Below are 20,712 nucleotides of genomic sequence, written 5' to 3'. Positions count from 1 at the left end.
ACACATGGCCATCCTCGAGCGGGACTGTCGCTTCGGGCCTACGCCGCGCCGGCGATCTTGGCCGACTTTTCAAAACGCTTGCGCTCGTGCGGGTCGAGATAGAGCTTGCGCAGGCGAATCGTCTTCGGAGTGACCTCGACGAGTTCGTCGTCCTGAATCCAGGCCAGCGCGCGTTCCAGCGTCATGCGGATCGGCGGGGTGAGGCGCACGGCCTCGTCCTTGCCGGCGGCGCGGATATTGGTGAGCTTCTTGCCCTTGAGCACGTTCACTTCGAGATCGTTGTCCCTCGAATGGATGCCGATGATCATGCCGGCATAGACCTTGACGCCCGCGTCGATGACCATCGGGCCGCGATCTTCGAGGTTCCACATGGCGAAGGCGACCGACTCGCCCTGGTCGTTGGAGATCAGCACGCCGTTGGTGCGGCCGGCGAGCTCGCCCTTGTAGGGCTGGTAGGAGTGGAACAGGCGGTTCATCACGGCGGTGCCGCGCGTGTCGGTCAAGAGTTCCGACTGGTAGCCGATCAGGCCGCGCGTCGGCGCGTGGAAGACGAGGCGCTGGCGATCGCCGCCCGACGGGCGCAGCTCGACCATGTCGGCCTTGCGCTCGGACATCTTCTGCACGACGACACCCGAATGCTCCTCGTCGACGTCGATCACAACTTCTTCGATCGGCTCCAGCAGGTCGCCGTTTTCGTCCTTCTGCATGACGACGCGCGGACGCGAAACGGCAAGCTCGAAGCCCTCGCGGCGCATGGTCTCGATCAGGACGGCAAGCTGCAATTCGCCGCGGCCGGAAACATAGAACGAATCCTTGTCGGCCGATTCCTCGATCTTGAGCGCGACGTTGCCCTCGGCCTCCTTCATCAGGCGGTCGCGGATGACGCGGCTCGTGACCTTGTCGCCCTCGGTGCCGGCGAGCGGCGAATCGTTGACGATGAAGGACATGGTGACCGTCGGCGGATCGATCGGCTGCGCCTGCATCGGCTCGGTCACGGACGGGTCGCAGAACGTGTCGGCGACAGTGCCCTTGGACAGGCCCGCGATCGCGACGATGTCGCCCGCCTGGGCCTCGTCGATCGGCTGGCGCTCGAGGCCGCGGAAGGCGAGGATTTTGGACACGCGGCCGTTTTCGAGCAGCGAGCCGTCATGGTGCAGCACCTTGACCGACTGGTTCGGCTTCAACGTGCCCGACGCGATGCGGCCGGTGATGATGCGGCCGAGGAACGGGTTGGCCTCGAGGATCGTGCCGATCATGCGGAACGGGCCGGGCGCGACGGTCGGCTCGGGAACATGCTTCAAAACGAGGTCGAAGAGCGGCGCGAGCTTTTCATCCTTCGGGCCTTCCGGGTTCTCGGAGACCCAGCCGTCGCGGCCGGAGCCATAGAGGATCGGGAAGTCGAGCTGTTCGTCGGTCGCGTCGAGCGCGGCGAAGAGGTCGAACACCTCGTTGACGACCTCGACATGGCGGGCGTCGGGGCGGTCGATCTTGTTGATGACGACGATCGGGCGAAGACCGACCTTCAGCGCCTTGCCGACGACGAACTTGGTCTGCGGCATCGGGCCCTCGGCGGCGTCGACGAGGACGATCGCGCCATCCACCATCGACAGGATGCGCTCGACTTCGCCGCCGAAATCGGCGTGACCCGGCGTGTCGACGATGTTGATGCGGGTGTCCTTCCAGTCGACCGAGGTCGCCTTGGCGAGGATGGTGATGCCGCGCTCCTTTTCCAGATCGTTCGAATCCATCGCGCGTTCGGCGACGCGCTGGTTCTCGCGGAACGAGCCGGACTGCTTCAGGAGTTCGTCGACGAGCGTGGTCTTGCCATGGTCGACGTGCGCGATGATCGCGATGTTGCGGAGCTTCATTATGGGTACCCTGGGGGTTTTTGCGGCCAGCGACCAACATGGCGCGGCGATTGCGTTGGCGCGCTCTTACAGGTTTTTTCGCAAATGCGAAAGGGGGCGCGGGGCGCGCCTCGGACGGGAATGACCGGGCGCGATATCGACAGCGGCCCGTGCGCACATCCTAGATCAGCGCGGGCGCGACCGTGGTCAGGATGAATTGGCGCAGGAAGAAGATCAGCAGAAGGAGGATGATCGGCGAAATGTCGATGCCGCCGAGATCCGGCAGCAGGCGCCGGATCGGCCGCAACGCCGGTTCGGTGACCTTTTGCAGGAAATGGCCGATCGTGCCGACGAACTGGTTGCGCGGATTGACGACGTTGAAGGCGTAGAGCCAGGAGAAGATCGCCGACAGGATGATCAGCCACCAGTAGATGTCGAGCGCCAGGATGATGGTCTGAATGAGGGCGATCATGCCGGTCTCCATGGGTCGCGATCGGCCGCGACCGATGCTCTTTCGTTGGTGGCCGACATGTAAACGCTGGCTGTTTGCGCGACAAGCCCCGAGCGCCTTCGCAAGACCGCTGCGGCACAAACATGTGCTTGACAGGAAACGAGGCCAATCCCTAAATGCCGACCACTGGTCACGGGGCTGTAGCTCAGTTGGGAGAGCGCGTCGTTCGCAATGACGAGGTCAGCGGTTCGATCCCGCTCAGCTCCACCAGTGTTTTTCAGCACGAAAGCTATTCGCTCCGGTATCCGGCACGATCCTGAAGGATGGGGCCGTTTCGTTCGTCCGGCCGCACCCCGGCAAAGGCGAAGCCATGCTGGTCATCAATCCTATAAATGATATCTGGTATAAGATATAAGAATTCAGGAATGGCGTTTTCGATCGCCGATCCTCGTGGTCCGCCTCCTGCCGGGACGAGCGAGCGCCAAGGAGCGGCCGAGGCGGCGGTCCGATATGGTTGGGATCGGCGGGTGCTCTGTCGCCGGGTTGCGTGCCAAACCACCGTGGATGCACTCGATTCTATCGAGGGCGCATCAAAACTGAACTGACGGAAAACGACAGATCGTTGCGGTTGTCGGAAGTGAAATCGTCAAGCCGGCTCCGCTTCGTTGGAGCCGGTTCGACGGTCACGCGCTGCGATAGAGTTTCGTCATCGAAAATTCGCGGTGTCCGAGCGCCTCGGCCGCCGTGTTGCGGCCGTTCGCCGTGCGCACGATCATGTCGATCAGCGCGTCGCCCGCTTCGTCGATCGTCATCTCGCGCCGCAGGATGCCCGACACGTCGACATCGACATGCTCTCCCATCGTGCGCACCGTGCGCGGATTGGCGGTGATCTTGATGACCGGCACGATCGGATTGCCGATCACGTTGCCCTGTCCGGTCGGGAAGGTGTGGATCACATAGCCGCCCGCCGCCATCAGCGTCACGCATTCGGCCGCGGCGGAGGAGGAATCCATGAAATAGAGCCCGTTGCCCGATTTCGGCATCTCCGCCGGCTCGAGAATGTCGATATATTTCGACGTGCGGCCGATCTTTTCGAGATTGCCGAGCGCCTTTTCCTCGATCGTCGTCAGTCCGCCCTCGATGTTTCCCTTCGTCGGCTGGCTTTCGGACAGATCGTCGGTCTTGAACTGCTCGATGACGTCGTCCTGATACGCCTTCCACATCCTGTACCAGCGCTCGCCGACCTCGGGGTTGATCGCGCGCGCCTTGGCGATGTGCTCGGCGCCGGTGATCTCCGACGTCTCGCCGAAGCAGCCATAGATGCCTTCGGGCAGGAGCTTGTCATACATGTTGCCGACCGTCGGGCAGGAGCCGAGCCCGGTGGTCGTGTCGCTCTCGCCGCATTTGGTCGAGACCCACAGTTCCGAGATCGAGCATTCCTCGCGCTGCAATTCGGTGGCGTAGTGGACGAACTCCTTGGCCTTGCGGCTCGCGTCCATGATCGTCTTCAGATCGCCGTTCTGCTCGATCGAGAAACCGGCCACCGGCTTGCCGGTCTCGGCGATGCCGTCGACGATCTTCTTGGTCCAGCCAGGCTCGATGCCGATGACGACGACGGCGGCGACGTTGGGATTGGCGCCGGTGCCGATCATGGTGCGGAAATGCAGTTCCAGATCCTCGCCGAACTGCAACCGTCCATAGGCGTGCGGCAGCGCCATCGTGCCCTTGATGTTGTTGGCGACCGCCTCGCAGGCGGCATTGGAAATGTCGTCGACCGGCAGGATGATCACATGGTTGCGCACGCCGACGCGGCCATTGTCGCGTCGGTAGGCCTTTATCGTCCGGTTGGAATATTTCGATGCCATGGTCGGCTCCTACCAGCGCTTGGTCTTGAGATTGTGGACGTGGACGTGGCCGCCCTTCTCCACGTCGGCGACGAATTTGCCGATGTCCTCGCCATATTTGATCGCCGTGTCGCCGCTCCTGATGTCGGCAAGCGCGACCTTGTGGCCGATCGGCACGTCGGCCTTCGCCTCCAACTCGAAGCTGGAATTGTCGTGCGTGACGACGCCGAGCATCCTGGTGCCCGCCGTCAGCCCCTCGACGACGACGACGCCGACATTGTCCTTGTGTTCGTGAACGAGCAGATGGGGGATCGTTACCATGCGCGGCTCCTGCGAGAAACGGCTAGTCTTATATAAGACATGCGATATGTTTTTTGATAATGTCAATGCCTCGGCGGCCATGTGATCCTTGCGAGGCGGCAGGGGCGAGCGGAGACCAATTGGTCGGATCCACAGCGATGGGGCGAAGGGAGAAATCATCACCATGAACAACCCGTTTCACCTGACCGGCAAGGTCGCGGTCGTCACCGGCTCGACCCGCGGGATCGGACGGGCCATCGTCGAACTCTTCGCCGAACTCGGTGCCTCGGTCGTCGTGTCGAGCCGCAAGGCGGAGATTTGCGACAATGTCGCGGCCGGCATCACGGCCAAAGGGGGGCAGGCGATCGCGGTTCCTTGCAACATTACGCGGCGCAGCGAGGTCGAAGCGCTCGTCTCGACGACGCGCGACAGGCTCGGCCCGATCGACATCCTTGTTTGCAACGCCGCCGTCAATCCGGTCTACGGGCCGCTGTCGCAGATGACCGACGAAGCCTTCGACAAGATCATCGACGCCAACGTGAAGAGCAATCTCTGGCTGGCGAACCTCACGATTCCGTCAATGGCGGAACAGGGCGGCGGCGCGGTCGTCATCGTGTCGTCCATCGCCGGCATTCGGGGAACCGACAGGATCGGCGGCTACGGCATCTCGAAAGCGGCCGACTTCGCCCTTGCGCGCAACCTCGCCGTTGAGTGGGGGCCGAGAAATGTGCGCATCAACTGCATCGCGCCGGGACTGGTGAAGACCGATTTCGCGCGTGCTCTTTGGGAAGACGAGGAACTGCTTGCCGAACGCAACCGGACGACCCCGTTGCGCCGCATCGGACATCCCGCAGAGATCGCGTCGATCGCCGCCTTCCTCGCATCCGACGCATCGAGCTTCGTCACCGGCCAGACCATCGTGGCCGATGGCGGGGTGACAATTGCCTGAGAATAGTGCCGCAACGATGACAATATTGGTGGTTTCGATGAAGGGCAGAGCGGCAATCGAGGGAATGAATAGGGTTGCAAACAACGCCCTGCGAAAGTGCAGCGATATTGGTCGATTGTGCTGAAATACATACGAACTGCGCGCATTGTTCGACGGGGTTCGACCGATCACTGGCAGGTCGTTCAAAATGATCTGATTGCATTGAGCCGAGTTGGACAAAAGCCGGACGGGATGCAATGGTCCGAACGGGAGGAGTAAACCGCAGACTGGGCAATTCCGACGACGATGTCGAGCCACCACCGGCATCCTTCGGCCCGGCGATTGCCATCGACAATGAGAACTGCGTGCGACCGGGGAGGTTGGGTCCGGTCACGCAGAATCCGACGATTTGGAAGACTACAGAGGAGGAGCATTCATGATTGGCACTTCATTGCGTTGCCGTACCGCGGTTGCGGCCGGGATTCTTTGCGTCGTCGCCGGAGCGGGTCCGTCGCTTGCGCAGGATATCGAACTGCCCGGCCAACTTGCCTGGACGGCCTACGATGTCGGCTCTGGCGGCTACAATCAGGCGGTCGCCATCGGCGGCGCGCTGAAGAACGAGCTGGGCATCGATCTGCGCGTGCTGCCCGGCCGGAACGATGTTTCGCGTCAGGTTCCTCTACGCCAGGGGCGGGTTCAGTTCTCGGCGACGGGCGTCGGGGCATCCTACCTCGCCCAGGAAGGTGTCTTCGAGTTCGGCGGCGCCGATTGGGGACCGCAGGCGGTGCGCCTGCTCCTTGCAGCCAATGGCGACGGCAATCTCGGCATCGGCGTCGCGGCCGACGCAGGCATCGAGACGATCGCGGATCTGGCCGGCAAACGGGTCGCCTATGTCGTCGGCGCACCGTCGCTGAACGAGAACATCACGGCAATCCTGGCCTTTGCGAACCTGACATGGGACGACGTGCAGCGCGTGGAGTTCTCGGGTTTCGGCGCGGCCTGGGAAGCGATCATCAACGACCAGGCCGACGCTGCATTCGCGGCCTCGACGTCGGGCCAGGCCTATCAGCTCGAAGCCTCGCCGCGCGGCCTGTTCTGGCCGCCCCTGCCGCATGACGACACGGAAGGCTGGCAACGACTCCAGGAGCGGGCACCGTTCTTCATCCCCAATGACGGCACCGAAGGCGCGGCGATGGGTCCGGACAATGTCAACGAGGCGGCGACCTATCCCTACCCGGTGCTCACGACCTATGCCGAGCAGGACACAAATCTCGTCTACAACATGACGAAAGCGATGGTCGAACTCTATCCGGTCTATCAGGACAGCGCGCCGGGGATCAACGGCTGGGCTCTCGACAACCAGGTGTTTGCCTGGGCTGTGCCCTATCACGAAGGTGCTGTGGAGTATTTCCGCGAGGCGGGCGTGTGGACCGAAGAGCATGACGCGCACAACGAGGCCCTGATCGAGCGGCAGGGCGTTCTGGCCGCGGCATGGGAGGAAATGCAGGGCGAGGAGGTCGCGGAAGCGGATTTCGAGACACGCTGGATGGAACTGCGCGCCCGGAAGCTGGAAGAGGCCGGGCTGAGCGTGGTCTTCAACTAGTCGAGCGGCCAACGAGTGCGGCGGCCTGCGCGGGCCGCCGCCTGTCCGCTTCCAGCACGGGAACCCTGCGATGACCGGTCAGCATGTCACGGGAGGCGCCAAGAGTGCGTCTCCCACGGAAACGGCGGTCCTGCAGGACCATGCAAAAGACGAAATCGCCCAGGAACTGCGCCATCGTCTCCTGCCCGGATCGATGCGCTGGGTGCTGGCCGTTGCGACGCTTGCGGCGATCGCGCTGGCCGTCAACCAGCTTTTCAACCTTCGCCTGTTGCCCGTCACAATCCTCGATCCGCAATATCTGTACATTCTGTCCGGCATCTTCCTGGCCATGACGTTCATTGCGTTTCCGGCATTCGCAGGCGCGCCGAGCCACCGGATCCCCTGGTACGATTTCATCCTGGCCGGTGCCAGCGCGGGCGTGTCAGGATATTTCGCATACACCGCCCATACGAGCCTTCTACAAGGCTGGGAGTATGGTGCGCCGCCGCTTGCGACCTATCTGAGCTTCGTTCTGTGGGCGCTCATCCTCGAGGGCGCTCGCCGAACCGGCGGAATCATCATCTTCGTGCTGGTCCTTTTGTTCTCGCTCTATCCGGTCGTCGCCGACAAGATGCCGGGCCCGATCTCCGGATTTCCCTCGCCGCTCAACGAAACGATCGCATTCCATGTGATCTCGTCGGAAAGTTCGTTCGGCATCCCGATGCGGGCCTTCGGGCAACTCGTCATCGGCTTCATCGTGTTCGGGGCCGCCCTTCAGTTCACCGGCGGCGGCAGGTTCTTCAACAATCTTGCGCTCGCGCTCGTCGGCCGGTTTCGCGGCGGCGCGGCGAAGGTCGCGATCTTCGCTTCCGGCTTCATGGGCTCGATGTCGGGCAGCGTCATTTCCAATGTGCTCACGACAGGCGTGGTGACAATTCCCGCCATGAAGCGCGCCGGGTTTTCCGCCCGCTATGCGGCCGGAACCGAAGCCTGCGCCTCGACGGGGGGCACCTTGATGCCTCCGGTGATGGGAACGACCGCCTTCATCATGGCTTCTTTCCTGGGGCGGCCCTATGTCGAAATCGCCATTGCCGCCATCATCCCGTCGGTGCTCTTCTACTTCGCGCTGTTCGTCCAACTCGACGCCTATGCCGCCAAGCGCAACCTCAAGGGCATTCCCAGAAGCGAACTGCCGACGTTCAGGCAAACCTTCGCCGAGGGCTGGCAATATATCGCGGTCTTCGGGGTTCTGATCTTCGTGATGATCGGCCTGCGGCAGGAGACGCTGGCACCGTTCTATGCGACGGCACTGCTCTTGATCATCAACCAGATCTGGCCGTCGACCCGTCTGTCCGTCAGCGGCTTTGCCGACCTGCTCGTCTCGATCGGGCGCGCCCTTGCGGAGCTCGTGGCGCTGCTTTTGGCTGTCGGCATGATCGTCGGGGCGTTTTCCGCGACCGGCCTCGCCGGCACGCTGGTCAACGATCTCGTCTTTATCGCCGGCGACGGAACGCTGACTCTCCTGATCATGGGCGCCGCGACAGCGTTCATCTTCGGCATGGGCATGACGGTCACCGCCTGCTACATCTTCCTTGCAATCGTCCTGGCTCCGGCCCTGGTGCAGTCGGGTCTCGACCCGCTGGCCGTGCATCTTTTCATCCTCTATTGGGGCATGGTTTCCTTCATCACGCCGCCGGTCGCGCTCGGTGCCTTCGCGGCGGCGACCATCGCCGGGGTCAGCCCGATGAAGGCGGCGGCATCCGCCTGCGTTCTGGGCAGCGTGATCTACGTCGTTCCGTTCTTCTTCGTCCTCAATCCCGCGCTCATCGGGCAGGGTACGCCACTCGAAGTCGGCGCGGTCTTCGTCACTGCCCTCGTCGGCGTCCATTTCATCGGCTCCGCCGCCCAGGGATACATCGCCGGTCTGGGGACGATCCAAGAAGGAGCGCCGGGCTACGCGATGAGGATCATGCTCGCGCTGGCTGGGCTGGCGTTGGCCGCGCCGGGCGTTCAAAGTCTCGGGCTGTCCAATGTTGAAATAGCGGGGATCGCGCTCCTGATTGCCCTGCCGACCCTGGTGGTGACGTTCATCCAGAACAGGCGCGCTGCCGCTGCGTGATGAAAGGAGGACGTCCGGGGACGAGGGGGCGAATCGGGCAGTGACAGACGATATCGCGTATCAGCGGAGAATTTCGTCCACCTCCACGGCCCGCCGCTCCTTGACGGACCGCAGGGCCGCTTCCGCAATCGCGAGCGCCGCAAGCCCGTCCCGGCCCGAGGGTCGAGGCTGTGTGCCGTCGCGGATCGCGGCGATGAAGCTTGCGATCTCGGCGGCATAGGCTTGCGTGTAGCGCGTCATGAAGAAATCGTGCAGCGGCGGCCGCGTGAAGCCCCGTTCGTCCGCGATCTCGATCGAGACCGGACGCTGGTTTTCGGCCGCGATCATGCCCTTCGCGCCCAGCACTTCGATGCGCTGGTCGTAGCCATAGGTCGCGCGGCGCGAATTGGAGATGACGCATTGGCGACCGCTCGCCGTCGTCAGGATGACGCTGGCGCTGTCATAATCGCCAAGCTCCCCGATCGCGGGATCGACGAGGGAAGCGGCCGACGCACTGACCCAGGCCGGCTCCTCGCCCAGAAGGAACCGCGCCATGTCGAAATCGTGGATCGTCATGTCCTTGAAGATGCCGCCGGACGACAGAATGTAGCTCGCCGGCGGGGCGCCGGGATCGCGCGAGGTGATGGTCACCATTTCCACGGTGCCGATCGCGCCCGCATCGATCTGCGCCTTCACCGCCTGGAAATGCGGATCGAAGCGGCGATTGAAGCCCACCATCAGGACGGCGCCTTCGGCCTCGACCACGTCCAGGCAGGCGCGCACGCGATCCATCGCCAGATCGACCGGCTTTTCGCAGAAGATGGCCTTGCCGGCGCGCGCGAAGCGTTCGATCAGGTCGGCGTGGGTGTCGGTCGGCGTGCAGATGACGACGGCGTCGATATCGTCTGCGGCCAGGATTTCATCGACCGAACGAACCTGCGCGCCCCAAAGCGTGGCAAGCGCATCCGCGGCTTGCGGCATGGCGTCGGCGACGGCGACCAGATGCGCGTCGGGATCGCCGCTGACAGCCTTTGCATGGACCTTGCCGATGCGTCCCGCACCGAGCACGGCAAACCGGATGGACATGAAGATTCTCCTCAGGCGAGATGGATGCGGGCGTCGCTGCGCGCCGCGTCTGCAATGGCATGGATGACGCGCTCGAAGACGAGCGCCTCCTTGAAATCGGGGCCCGCACGCGGTCCGCCGGCAATTTCGGCGAGGAATGCGCCGGCTTCGATGATCTTCAGATCGTTCATGCCGATCTGATGGCCGGCAGCCGGCACGAAGGCGCCGAAAGGGGCGTGCTCCGGCCCCGTCAGGATCGTGGTGAACCCCTGGAGCGCCTTGTCGCCGGCATTGCGATAAAGCATCAGTTCGTTCATGCGCTCCTGATCGAAGACGATCAGGCCTTTTGTGCCGTGGATTTCGAAGCCGAGCCTGTTCTTGCGACCCCAGGCGCTGCGCGAAATCGCCAGCACGCCGGTCGCCCCGCCTGCAAACCGCACCAGCGCGCTCGCCAGATCCTCGTTCTCGACCGCCTGCCTGCCGGCGCCCTCGGCGAGCGGGCGCGTCTCGTGGACGGTCGCCATGTCCGCGATCAGGCTGTCGATCGGCCCGGCAAGACGGCAGACCATGCTGACCAGATGGCAGCCCAGGTCACCGAGCGCACCGAGACCGGCCTCGGCGACGGCCGCGCGCCAGGTCCAGGGAAGGTCGGGATCGGCCTGATAGTCCTCGTCGACCCAGCCGCGCACATGCACGATGCGGCCGATTTCGCCAGCCTCGACCAGGCGCTTCGCATGGGTGAAGGCGGGGTTGTGGATGTAATTGTAGCCGACCATCGTATGCACGCCGGCATCCTGCGCGACCTGCGCCATCTCCTCGGCCTGCGCGAGCGTCAGCGCCAGCGGCTTTTCGCAATGGACGTGCTTGCCGGCCGCCATCGCCGCCAGCGCCATCTCGTGATGCATCCTGTTCGGCGTGGTGATGCAGACGATATCGACCGCGTCGTCGCGCACCAGCGCGCGCCAGTCGTCCGTGGCGCGGGCGAAACCGAACTGTTCGGCCATGCGGGTCGCCTTTTCGTCGGGCACGTCGCACAGAAGTTCGAGGCGGACCGGCGGCAATCCGCCAAGCACCGCATTCGCGTTGCGATAGGCGAGCGCATGGCACTTGCCCATGAAACCGGTCCCGATCAGGCCCACTCCCAACGTGCGGGTCGGGTCCGCTTCGCCGCGCATCCGCGCCATCGGCAACACTCCTCGGGCTTGCCACAATTTCGACGGCGCACCTCTCCGCGACTTGTCGAAATGGAATATTTATTCCAAAACATACATGTCCGCCGAACCGGCGGCTGTCAAGCGCGTTGAGGATGACGGCATGGATGCCTTGCCACCGACCACGATCGAAACCTTCCATCTGCGTCTCGGCGATATCGCCGATACGCTGCCCAAGCGCCTGCGCCAGTGCGCCGATTTCGTGGCGTCCAATCCCGAGCGCATTGCAGTTTCCACGGTCGCCGAACTGTCCTCGGCCGCCGGCGTGCCGCCATCGGCTTTCGTGCGCTTTTGCCAGATCATGGGGTTCAAGGGTTTTTCGGGAATGCAGCGCCTGTTTCGCGATGCCCATGCGCCGCGCTGGCCCGATTATCCGACACGCATAAGGGCCCTGCATGAACAGGGGCAGGACAGCCCCTCCGCACTTCTGGCCGAGTTCGTCGAGGCGGGGCGGCACTCCCTGGAAAATCTCGCGACCTCCTTGGACAGCAAGGCTTTGGAGGCCGCCGTCGAAACATTGGCGGCGGCGCGCACGATCCATCTGGTCGGCTTCCGACGCGCATTTCCGGTCGCGTCCTACATGGCCTACGCGCTAGAAAAAATGGAGGTGCCGGCCATGCTGCACGGCGCGGTCGGGCATATCGACGCGCGCCACGCCCTCGTCACCGGCGACGCCATGGTCGCGATCACCTTCGCGCCCTACACGCCGGCGACCGTGGAACTGGCGACCTATGCCCGCGAGCGCGGCATTCCCGTCATCGCGATCACGGATACGCTGGCAAGCCCGCTTCGCCGCCTCGACGTCACCGCGCTTTGCGTCAGCGAGATCGACGTCGGCGCCTTTCGCGCGTTGTCGGCCACGCTCTCGCTCGCAACGACACTCGTCGTCGCCATCGGCGCCCGTCGCAGCTAATGGAAAAATTGACTTGCATTGGCTCTCAAATGGATGGAATATTCCATTTACCGGCTTGACCATGGAGGTGTCTCGCCCGGCAGCACGCATCTCAGGGAGAGAGACAATGTCCAGGACAGTGATTGCCGCCTTCGCGATGGCGGCGGGACTCGGAACGATATCGGCGCCGGCCATGGCTGCCGACGAGCAGTTCGTGCTCATCAGCCACGCGCCCGATTCCGATAGCTGGTGGAACACGATCAAGAACGCCATCGCCGTGGCCGGCGAGCAGATGGACGTGCGCGTCGACTATCGCAATCCGCCGACGGGCGATCTGGCCGACATGGCGCGCATCGTCCAGCAGGCGACGGCGGCCGGCCCCGACGGGATCATCGTCACCATCGCCGATTTCGACGTGCTGTCGGGTCCCATCCGCGACGCCGTCGATCAGGGCATTCCGGTCATCACCATCAATTCGGGCACGCAGGAACAGTCCGCCGAACTCGGCGCCATGATGCATGTCGGCCAGCCGGAATTCGATGCCGGCCACGCTGCCGGACTGCGCGCCAAGGAAGCGGGCGCGACTTCGTTCCTGTGCGTCAATCACTACATCACCAATCCCGCCTCGGTCGAGCGCTGCCAGGGGTTCGCCGATGCGCTGGGCGTCGAGCTTGGCAGCCAGATGATCGATTCCGGCCTCGACCCGTCCGAAGTCCAGAACAAGGTCGCCGCCTATCTGAGCACCAATCCCGATACGTCCGCGATCCTGACGCTCGGGCCGAACTCCGCGCATCCCACCATTCGCGCGGTGCAGGATGCGGGGCTCGAGGGCGAGATCTTCTTTGCCACCTTCGATCTGTCGGGCGAGATTTCGCAGGCGATCAAGGACGACATCATCGATTTCGCGATCGACCAGCAGCCTTTCCTGCAAGGCTACATGCCGGTCGTCCTGCTGACGAACTACGCGCGCTATGGCGTGATGCCGGGCAACAACATCAATTCCGGTCCCGGCTTCATCACGGCGGACAATATCGAGCAGGTCGAGGCGCTGGCCGGCGAGTTCCGCTAGCCGTCCCGTGCCTTAAGGGCGGCCCGCGCGCCGCCCTCCTTCCTTGCGCAAACCATCCGGGGGACCCGCCATGACGGCCACCACCGACGAACGCATCAAGTCCGTCTCGGGCTTGCGCCGAGCCATGATCCGCCCCGAACTCGGCGCGATCTGCGGGACGATCCTCGTCTTCGTCTTCTTTCTGCTCATCGCCAGCGATTCCGGCATGTTCGCGGCGCAGGGCGTGATGAACTGGACGCTGGTTTCTGCGCAGTTCGCCATCATCGCGGTCGGCGCGTGCCTCTTGATGATCGCAGGCGAGTTCGACCTTTCGGTCGGCTCGATGATCGGCTTTGCCGGAACGGTCATCGCCATCGTGTCGGTGCAGTGGGGCTGGCCGGTGTGGATCGCGATCCTGTGCGCGTTCACTGTTGCGCTTGCCATCGGCGCGCTCAATGGCTGGCTCGTCATCCGCACCGGACTGCCGAGCTTCATCGTCACGCTTGCCTTTCTCTACATCCTGCGCGGCCTGACGATCTGGCTTTCGATCCTGACCACGCGCCAGACGATCATCGGCGGCGTCGGCGAAGCGGCGCAGGGCGACTGGCTCGCCTGGCTGTTCGGCGGCAAGATTCTCGGCAGCCTGTTCGTCTGGCTGGCCGATGCGAATCTGATCGCGACCTACGATCGCGGCGCACGCAGCGGCCAGCCGATCATCGACGGCATCCCCATGCTGATCGTCTGGGCCATCGGATTGATGATCTTCGCGCATGTGCTGTTGACGCGGACCCGCTTCGGCAACTGGATCTATGCCGCCGGCGGCGATGCGCAGGCCGCGCGTTATGTCGGCGTGCCGGTCGACCGGGTGAAGATCCTGATGTTCATGTTCACCGCATTCTGCGCGACCGTGTTCGCGACATGCCAGGTCATGGAGTTCGGCTCGGCGGCGGCTGACCGCGGATTGCTGAAGGAATTCGAGGCGATCATCTGCGTCGTCATCGGCGGGGCGCTTCTGACCGGCGGCTACGGCTCCGTCGTGGGCGCGGCGCTCGGCGCCCTCATTTTCGGGGTCGTCCAGCAGGGCCTGTTCTTTGCCGGAGCCGAAAGCTCGCTCTTCCGCGTCTTCCTCGGCACGATCCTGATCCTCGCCGTCATCATGAACACCTTCATCCGCCGGATGATCACGGGAGAACGTTGATGTCGCTGATCGAGATGCGTGACATCGAAAAGCATTTCGGCGCGGTGATCGCGCTGGGCGGCGTGTCCTTCGACGTTGAGGCCGGCGAATGTCACTGCCTTCTGGGTGACAACGGCGCTGGCAAGTCGACCTTCATCAAGACCATGTCGGGCGTCCACAAGCCCTCGTCCGGCAAGATGCTCGTCGAGGGCAGGGAGGTCGTCTTCGAGAGCCCGCGCGACGCGATGGAAGCGGGCATCGCGACCGTCTACCAGGATCTGGCGATGATCCCGCTGATGTCGGTCACGCGCAATTTCTGGATGGGCCGCGAACCGGTCCGCAGGTTCGGACCGCTGAAACTGATCGATTTCGAGACCGCGAACCGGGTCACGATGGAGGAAATGCGCCGCATGGGCATCAATCTGCGCGAGCCCGAACAGGCCGTAGGCACCTTGTCGGGCGGCGAGCGCCAGACGGTCGCGATCGCGCGCGCGGTTCATTTCGGCGCCAAGGTCCTGATCCTCGACGAGCCGACCTCGGCGCTCGGCGTGCGCCAGACCTCGAACGTGCTTGCGACCATCGACCGGGTGCGCAAGCAGGGCATCGGGGTCGTCTTCATCACCCACAATGTCCGCCACGCCATGGCGGTCGGCAATCGCTTCACCGTGCTCAATCGCGGCAAGACGCTGGGCACCGCAGCACGTGGCGAGATCAGCGCGGAGGAATTGCAGGATTTGATGGCGGGCGGGCAGGAAATGGCTGAACTGGAAGGCTCGCTCGGGGGAACCGTATGAGCCTCGACGTCATCACCATCGGGCGGTCCTCGGTCGATCTTTACGGCACGCAGGTCGGCGGGCGGCTGGAAGACATGCGCTCGCTGCGCAAGTATATCGGCGGCTCGCCCACCAACATGGCCTGCGGCGCGGCGCGGCTCGGGTTGAAATCGGCCGTCATCACGCGTGTCGGCAACGAGCATATGGGCCGCTTCATCCGCGAGCAGCTCGCCGCCGAAGGCGTCGACACGCGCGGCGTCGTCACCGATCCCGAACGCCTTACCGCGCTCGTCATCCTCGGCATCCGCGACGAGGATACCTTCCCGCTGATCTTTTATCGCGAGAACTGCGCCGACATGGCGCTAGACGGAACCGACATCGATCCCGCCTTCATTGGCGAGGCGCGCGCGGTGGTGGCGACCGGCACGCACCTGTCCCATCCGCGCACCGAGGCGGCGGTGCTGAAGGCGCTGCGCCTTGCCCGCGAGAACGGCGCGCGCACCGCGCTCGACATCGACTACCGGCCCAATCTGTGGGGACTTGCCGGGCACGATGCGGGCGAAAGCCGCTTCATCGCCTCGCGGGCGGTGACGGCCAAGCTCCAGTCCCATCTGCCGCTGTTCGACCTGATCGTCGGAACGGAGGAAGAATTCCACATTGCCGGCGGCTCGACGGACACGATCGAAGCGCTGAGGGCCGTGCGCGCCATCACGAACGCGACGCTGATCGCCAAGCGTGGGCCGATGGGGGCGGCCGCCTTCACCGGCGCTCGACGAGGGCGAGGCCGGCCCTGCCTTCCAGATCGAAGTCTTCAACGTGCTTGGCGCCGGCGACGGCTTCATGTCCGGCCTTCTCAAGGGTTGGCTGGAAGACGCGGCATGGCCGGTCGCGCTCGAATATGCCAATGCCTGCGGCGCGCTCGCCGTCTCGCGCCATGGCTGCACGCCCGCCTATCCCTCGGCGCAGGAGCTCGCGTTCTTCCTGAAGCGCGGAATCGTGACCCCTGCGCTGCGTCACGACCGCGACCTCGAACAGATCCACTGGTCGACCAACCGGCGCGGCGACTGGCCCGACATGCGGGTCTTCGCCTTCGACCACCGCGCGCAACTGGAAGCGATGGACGGCGCGGACGCAAAGCGCATCGGCCGGTTCAAAGAGCTTTGCCTGCAAGCCGCGCTTCTGGTGGCCGATGGCCGTCACGGCTATGGCATCCTGTGCGACGACCGGCTGGGCCGCCGCGCGCTCCATGCAGCCGCCGGAAGCGGTCTGTGGATCGGAAGGCCGGTCGAAAAGCCCGGCTCGCGGCCGTTGCGGCTCGAAGCCGAGCTTGGCGCGGACTGGGGCGGGTCGCTCGGTGAATGGCCGCGCGACCATGTCGTCAAGGCGCTGTGCTTCTGCCATCCCGACGACGACGAGACGATGTGGAGCGACCAACTCGACACGATCGCCCGGCTGGCCGAATCCGCGCGCCGCAACGATCTGGAATTCCTGCTTGAAGTCATCCCGTCCAAGGTGGGACCGGTGGATGACATGACGACCGCGCGCATCGTCGAGAAGATCTACGAGCGCAGCATTTATCCCGACTGGTGGAAACTCGAACCGATGACGAGCGGGCGCGCGTGGACGAATGTGGTCACGGCCATCGAAGCCCACGATCCGCATACGCGCGGCATCGTCGTTCTCGGCCTCGATGCGCCGCAGCCGCAGCTCACCGAGGCGTTCCGGCGCGCCGCCCGGTTCGATCTCGTGAAGGGTTTTGCCGTCGGCCGCTCCATATTCGGCGATGCCGCGCGCGGATGGTTCTCCGGCGCCTTGACGGAGGACGAAGCCGTCGCCGACATGAGCGCGCGCTATCGCGCACTCGCCCAATCCTGGGACGAGGCCCGCAACGCCAGGGACGATGCCGCATGACCACGATCCGACTCACCGCCGCGCAGGCCATGGTGCGCTATTGCGCCAACCAGCTCAACGAGGACGGCGTTCCGTTCCTTTCAGGCGTCTGGGCGATTTTCGGCCATGGCAATGTAGCCGGGCTGGGCGAGGCGCTGCACGGCGCGCAGGAGCGTTTGCCGACCTGGCGCGGCCACAACGAGCAGAGCATGGCACACGCGGCCATCGCCCATGCCAAGACGCTGAACCGCCGGCGGGCGATGATGGTGACGAGTTCCATCGGCCCCGGTGCGTTGAACATGGTGACGGCGGCAGCGCTCGCCCATGTGAACAGGCTGCCGGTGCTGTTCGTGCCGGGCGACGTCTTCGCCAACCGGGCGCCCGATCCCGTTCTCCAGCAGATCGAGGATTTCGGCGACGGCACCGTCTCGGCCAATGACGCGTTCCGACCGGTCAGCCGCTATTTCGACCGCATCTGGCGGCCCGAACATCTGCTCACGGCCCTTCCACGCGCCTTTCGCGTGATGACCGACCCGGCGGACTGCGGTCCGGTCACGCTGGCCTTCTGCCAGGACACGCAGGCCGAAGCGTTCGACTACCCCGAAAGCTTCTTTACGCCGCGCGTCTGGACCGTCCGCAGGCCGCCACCCGATCCTCGGGAACTCGATTCTGCCGCGGCCGCGATCCGCTCGGCGAAGAAGCCGCTGATCGTCGCGGGCGGAGGCGTTCATTTTTCGCTGGCGAGCGACGCCTTGTGCGATTTTGCCGAGACCCATCGCATTCCCGTTGCCGAAACGCAGGCCGGGAAATCCGCACTGCCCTGGGATCACGCGCTCAATCTCGGCTCGCTCGGCGTCACCGGCAGTTCTGCTGCCAATGCGATCGCGGCGGACGCCGATCTCGTCATCGCGGTGGGCACCCGATTGCAGGATTTCACCACCGGCTCCTGGGCCCTGTTCCGCAACCCGGACTGCCGCCTCCTGACGATCAACGTCGCAGCATATGATGCCGCCAAGCACATGGCGCTGACGGTCGTCGGCGATGCGCGCGTCACGCTTGAAGCGCTTGGGGGCGCGCTCGGCGACCACCGCGCGCCGGCACATGATGCGCGTCTGACGACCGAGTGGAACGCGGCCGTCGATGCCGTGACGGCGGCCGGCGGCGAGACGCAAAATGCGCTTCCCTCCGATGCGCAGGTGATCGGCGCGGTTCAGCGCAGCGTCGATGACGATGCGATCGTCGTCTGCGCGGCGGGCGGGCTTCCGGGCGAGTTGCACAAGCTTTGGCGCGCTAGCCGCCCCGGTGGATACCATGTCGAATACGGCTTCTCGTGCATGGGCTACGAGATCGCCGGCGGGCTCGGCGTCAAGATGGCGCGGCCCGACCGCGAAGTCGTCGTCGTGGTCGGCGACGGCAGCTACATGATGATGAATTCCGAACTCGCCACGTCGGTCATGCTCGGTCAAAAGCTCATCGTCGTGCTGCTCGACAATCGCGGCTATGGCTGCATCAACCGGTTGCAGATCGCCTCGGGCGGCGAGAGCTTCAACAATCTGCTCGATACCGCCACGCATGTGGTCCCATCGGCCATCGATTTCGCGGCGCACGCGGCCTCGATGGGCGCGATTGCCGAGAAGGTTGCCGATCTGGCGGGGCTCGAACAGGCGATGGCGCGCGCCCGTGCCGCCACGGGCACCAGCGTCATCGTCATCGACACGGACCCGATGCGGACCACCGAGGCCGGCGGCGCATGGTGGGACGTGGCGGTGCCCGAGGTCTCGGAGCGCGAACAGGTCGTCGACGCCCGCAAAGCCTATGACGGCGCACGCAGAAATCAGCGAACGGACCGACACGCATGATCCTTTATGGAACCAACCCCATCGCCTGGTCGAATGACGACGATCGGTCCCTCGGCGCCGCGATCCCGCTCGAAACATGCCTCGAACAGGCCGCCGCGATCGGCTTCGACGGCATCGAGAAGGGGCACAAGATGCCCGACGCGGGCGACGCGCTGAAGGCGACGCTCGGCGCGCACGGCCTGCGTTTCGTCGGCGGCTGGTATTCCACGCATCTTCTGGTGCGCAGCGTGGAAGCCGAGATCGCGGCTGCCCGCGCGCATCTCGACATGGTCCAGCGCGCAGGTGCGACAATCTTCATCGCGGCCGAAACGTCGAACGCCATTCACGGAGCCGCCGCCACGCCTCTCGCCGACAGTCCGGCCCTGAGCGACGATGAGATGAAGCGCTTCGGCGAAAAGATGGAGCTGTTCGCAGCCTTCACCGCCGGCGAGGGCCTGCCGCTCGTCTATCATCACCATATGGGAACGGTGGTCGAGACCGGGCCGCAGATCGACGCCTTCATGGCCTCGACCGGACCGGCGACCCGGCTCCTGCTCGATACCGGACACGCCTTTTTCGGCGGCGCCGATCCGGCGGACCTGGCGGCCCGCTACATGGACCGCGTCGGTCATATCCACTGCAAGAATGTGCGGCCCGACATCATGAGCCGTGTGCGCACCGAACGCCTTTCCTTCCTCGAAGGCGTGCGGGCAGGCGTCTTCACCGTTCCGGGCGACAGAGAAGGCGGCGTCGATTTCGCGCCGGTTCTGGAAATAGCCGCGCGCCACGAATATTCGGGCTGGCTGGTCATCGAGGCCGAACAGGACCCCGACCAGCGCGATCCCGTCCATTATCAATCGATGGGTCTGAAGGCGCTGCGGAAAATGGCGCGCGAAGCCGGGCTCGACCGACAGGGAGAGGCGTGATGGCCGACCTTTTGCGCAAGCAGACCGGAAAGCATGGCCGCGTCCATGGGCTGACGCCGCAGGATGCCGGATGGTCCTATGTCGGCTTCGACCTTTACCGGCTCGAAGCGGGCGAGGACGCGCAGGGCCTGATGGAAGGGCGCGAGGCGATCCTCGTCCTCGTCGAGGGCAAGGCAAGGATCGAGGCCGGCGGGGAATTTTTCGGCGAGATGGGCGAGCGGCTGAGCGTGTTCGACCAGACGCCGCCCCATTGCCTCTACGTGCCGCCCGGAACGCCGTGGAAAGCAATCGCGACGACGACGCTCACCCTTGCCGTCTGCTCCGCGCCATCCAAAGGCGGCAGACGCGCGCAGATCATCGGTCCGGCCGGCATCGGGAAGGTCACGCGTGGCAAGGGCGCCAATACGCGCTTCATCCATCCGATCGCGATGGAAGAGCGCGATGTGGCGGATTCGCTGCTCGTCACGGAAGTCTTCACGCCGGCCGGCAACTGGTCGTCCTATCCGCCGCACCGGCATGACGAGGACGATTTCCCCCGCATGACCTATCTGGAAGAAACCTATTACCACCGCCTCGACCCGCCCCAAGGGTTCGGTTTCCAGCGCGTCTTCACCGACGACGGCGCACTCGACGAAACCATGACGGTCAAGGACGGCGATCTGGTGCTGGTGCCCAAAGGCCACCATCCATGCGGCGCGCCCTACGGCTACGACATGTATTATCTCAACGTCATGGCCGGGCCGCTGCGCAAATGGCGCTTCGAAAACCATCCCGAACATGACTGGATCGCGCAGCGCGACGCAGGCGCTGCGACTTCGCGATGACGGACGTCCTGTGAACGT

16 protein-coding genes, 1 tRNA gene and 1 pseudogene are annotated in these 20,712 nt (G+C 64.5%); 12 read left to right on the top strand and 6 right to left on the bottom strand.

What is annotated here, in order from left to right:
- Positions 1–38 precede the first annotated feature (38 nt).
- Entirely contained in the window at positions 39–1,868 is a 1,830-nt protein-coding gene (gene typA / locus PZ895_RS06470) for a translational GTPase TypA (RefSeq protein WP_275838200.1), read from the bottom strand.
- Positions 1,869–2,028: 160 nt separating this feature from the next.
- Entirely contained in the window at positions 2,029–2,319 is a 291-nt protein-coding gene (locus PZ895_RS06465; RefSeq protein WP_275838199.1) for a YggT family protein, read from the bottom strand.
- 173 nt (positions 2,320–2,492) lie between these two features.
- On the opposite strand from PZ895_RS06465, the gene PZ895_RS06460 reads away from it, so the two are divergent.
- Positions 2,493–2,568: transfer RNA gene (locus tag PZ895_RS06460), tRNA-Ala, on the top strand.
- Between the two features lie 413 nt (positions 2,569–2,981).
- Here PZ895_RS06460 and PZ895_RS06455 read toward each other — a convergent pair.
- Together PZ895_RS06455 and PZ895_RS06450 are read right to left on the bottom strand one after the other, a co-directional pair.
- Complete coding sequence (locus PZ895_RS06455; RefSeq protein WP_252927668.1) at positions 2,982–4,163, bottom strand: UxaA family hydrolase; 1,182 nt, start codon at positions 4,161–4,163, stop codon at positions 2,982–2,984.
- Positions 4,164–4,172: 9 nt separating this feature from the next.
- Positions 4,173–4,463, bottom strand: coding sequence for a UxaA family hydrolase (locus tag PZ895_RS06450; protein WP_275838198.1), 291 nt, complete (start codon positions 4,461–4,463; stop codon positions 4,173–4,175).
- A gap of 163 nt (positions 4,464–4,626) precedes the next feature.
- On the opposite strand from PZ895_RS06450, the gene PZ895_RS06445 reads away from it, so the two are divergent.
- The 3 genes from PZ895_RS06445 (at position 4,627) to PZ895_RS06435 (ending at position 9,071) form a co-directional block, all read left to right on the top strand.
- A complete protein-coding gene (locus PZ895_RS06445; protein ID WP_275838197.1) occupies positions 4,627–5,391 on the top strand; it encodes an SDR family oxidoreductase in 765 nt (254 codons plus the stop codon).
- Between the two features lie 415 nt (positions 5,392–5,806).
- A complete protein-coding gene (locus PZ895_RS06440; RefSeq protein WP_275838196.1) occupies positions 5,807–6,973 on the top strand; it encodes a TAXI family TRAP transporter solute-binding subunit in 1,167 nt (388 codons plus the stop codon).
- Between the two features lie 70 nt (positions 6,974–7,043).
- Positions 7,044–9,071 (top strand): TRAP transporter fused permease subunit, encoded by a 2,028-nt coding sequence (locus PZ895_RS06435; protein WP_275838195.1) that lies wholly within the window; start codon positions 7,044–7,046, stop codon positions 9,069–9,071.
- A 60-nt stretch (positions 9,072–9,131) separates the two neighbouring features.
- On the opposite strand, the gene iolG is transcribed toward PZ895_RS06435, so the two are convergent.
- Together iolG and PZ895_RS06425 are read right to left on the bottom strand one after the other, a co-directional pair.
- Positions 9,132–10,136 carry an inositol 2-dehydrogenase gene (iolG, locus tag PZ895_RS06430; protein WP_275838194.1) on the bottom strand — a complete coding sequence of 335 codons (1,005 nt, stop codon included), beginning with the start codon at positions 10,134–10,136 and terminating at the stop codon, positions 9,132–9,134.
- Between the two features lie 11 nt (positions 10,137–10,147).
- Positions 10,148–11,299 (bottom strand): Gfo/Idh/MocA family oxidoreductase, encoded by a 1,152-nt coding sequence (locus PZ895_RS06425; protein WP_275838193.1) that lies wholly within the window; start codon positions 11,297–11,299, stop codon positions 10,148–10,150.
- 130 nt (positions 11,300–11,429) lie between these two features.
- On the opposite strand from PZ895_RS06425, the gene PZ895_RS06420 reads away from it, so the two are divergent.
- The 8 genes and pseudogenes from PZ895_RS06420 (at position 11,430) to iolB (ending at position 20,694) form a co-directional block, all read left to right on the top strand.
- Complete coding sequence (locus PZ895_RS06420; protein ID WP_275838192.1) at positions 11,430–12,239, top strand: MurR/RpiR family transcriptional regulator; 810 nt, start codon at positions 11,430–11,432, stop codon at positions 12,237–12,239.
- Positions 12,240–12,345: 106 nt separating this feature from the next.
- Entirely contained in the window at positions 12,346–13,287 is a 942-nt protein-coding gene (locus PZ895_RS06415; protein WP_275838191.1) for a sugar ABC transporter substrate-binding protein, read from the top strand.
- 70 nt (positions 13,288–13,357) lie between these two features.
- Complete coding sequence (locus tag PZ895_RS06410) at positions 13,358–14,464, top strand: ABC transporter permease (protein ID WP_275838190.1); 1,107 nt, start codon at positions 13,358–13,360, stop codon at positions 14,462–14,464.
- Positions 14,464–15,237, top strand: coding sequence for an ATP-binding cassette domain-containing protein (locus PZ895_RS06405; RefSeq protein WP_275838189.1), 774 nt, complete (start codon positions 14,464–14,466; stop codon positions 15,235–15,237). Before PZ895_RS06410 ends, PZ895_RS06405 begins: the two co-directional genes overlap by 1 nt.
- Positions 15,234–17,127: pseudogene (gene iolC, locus PZ895_RS06400) on the top strand (5-dehydro-2-deoxygluconokinase). Before PZ895_RS06405 ends, iolC begins: the two are co-directional and overlap by 4 nt.
- On the top strand, positions 17,124–18,965 hold the full coding sequence (gene iolD, locus PZ895_RS06395; protein WP_275838188.1) for a 3D-(3,5/4)-trihydroxycyclohexane-1,2-dione acylhydrolase (decyclizing): 1,842 nt from the start codon (positions 17,124–17,126) through the stop codon (positions 18,963–18,965). Before iolC ends, iolD begins: the two are co-directional and overlap by 4 nt.
- Positions 18,962–19,870 (top strand): myo-inosose-2 dehydratase, encoded by a 909-nt coding sequence (gene iolE, locus PZ895_RS06390; protein WP_275838187.1) that lies wholly within the window; start codon positions 18,962–18,964, stop codon positions 19,868–19,870. Before iolD ends, iolE begins: the two co-directional genes overlap by 4 nt.
- Positions 19,870–20,694, top strand: a complete 825-nt coding sequence (iolB, locus tag PZ895_RS06385; RefSeq protein WP_275838186.1) for a 5-deoxy-glucuronate isomerase — start codon at positions 19,870–19,872, stop codon at positions 20,692–20,694. The genes iolE and iolB overlap by 1 nt, the downstream gene beginning before the upstream one ends.
- The last annotated feature ends 18 nt before the right edge of the window (positions 20,695–20,712 follow it).

The sequence above is a fragment of the Mesorhizobium sp. YIM 152430 genome (genome assembly GCF_029210365.1).
Classification (GTDB): Bacteria; Pseudomonadota; Alphaproteobacteria; order Rhizobiales; family Rhizobiaceae; genus Aliihoeflea.
Note: the sequence above shows the minus strand (reverse complement) of the source record. Positions and strands in the feature narration are given on the sequence as shown.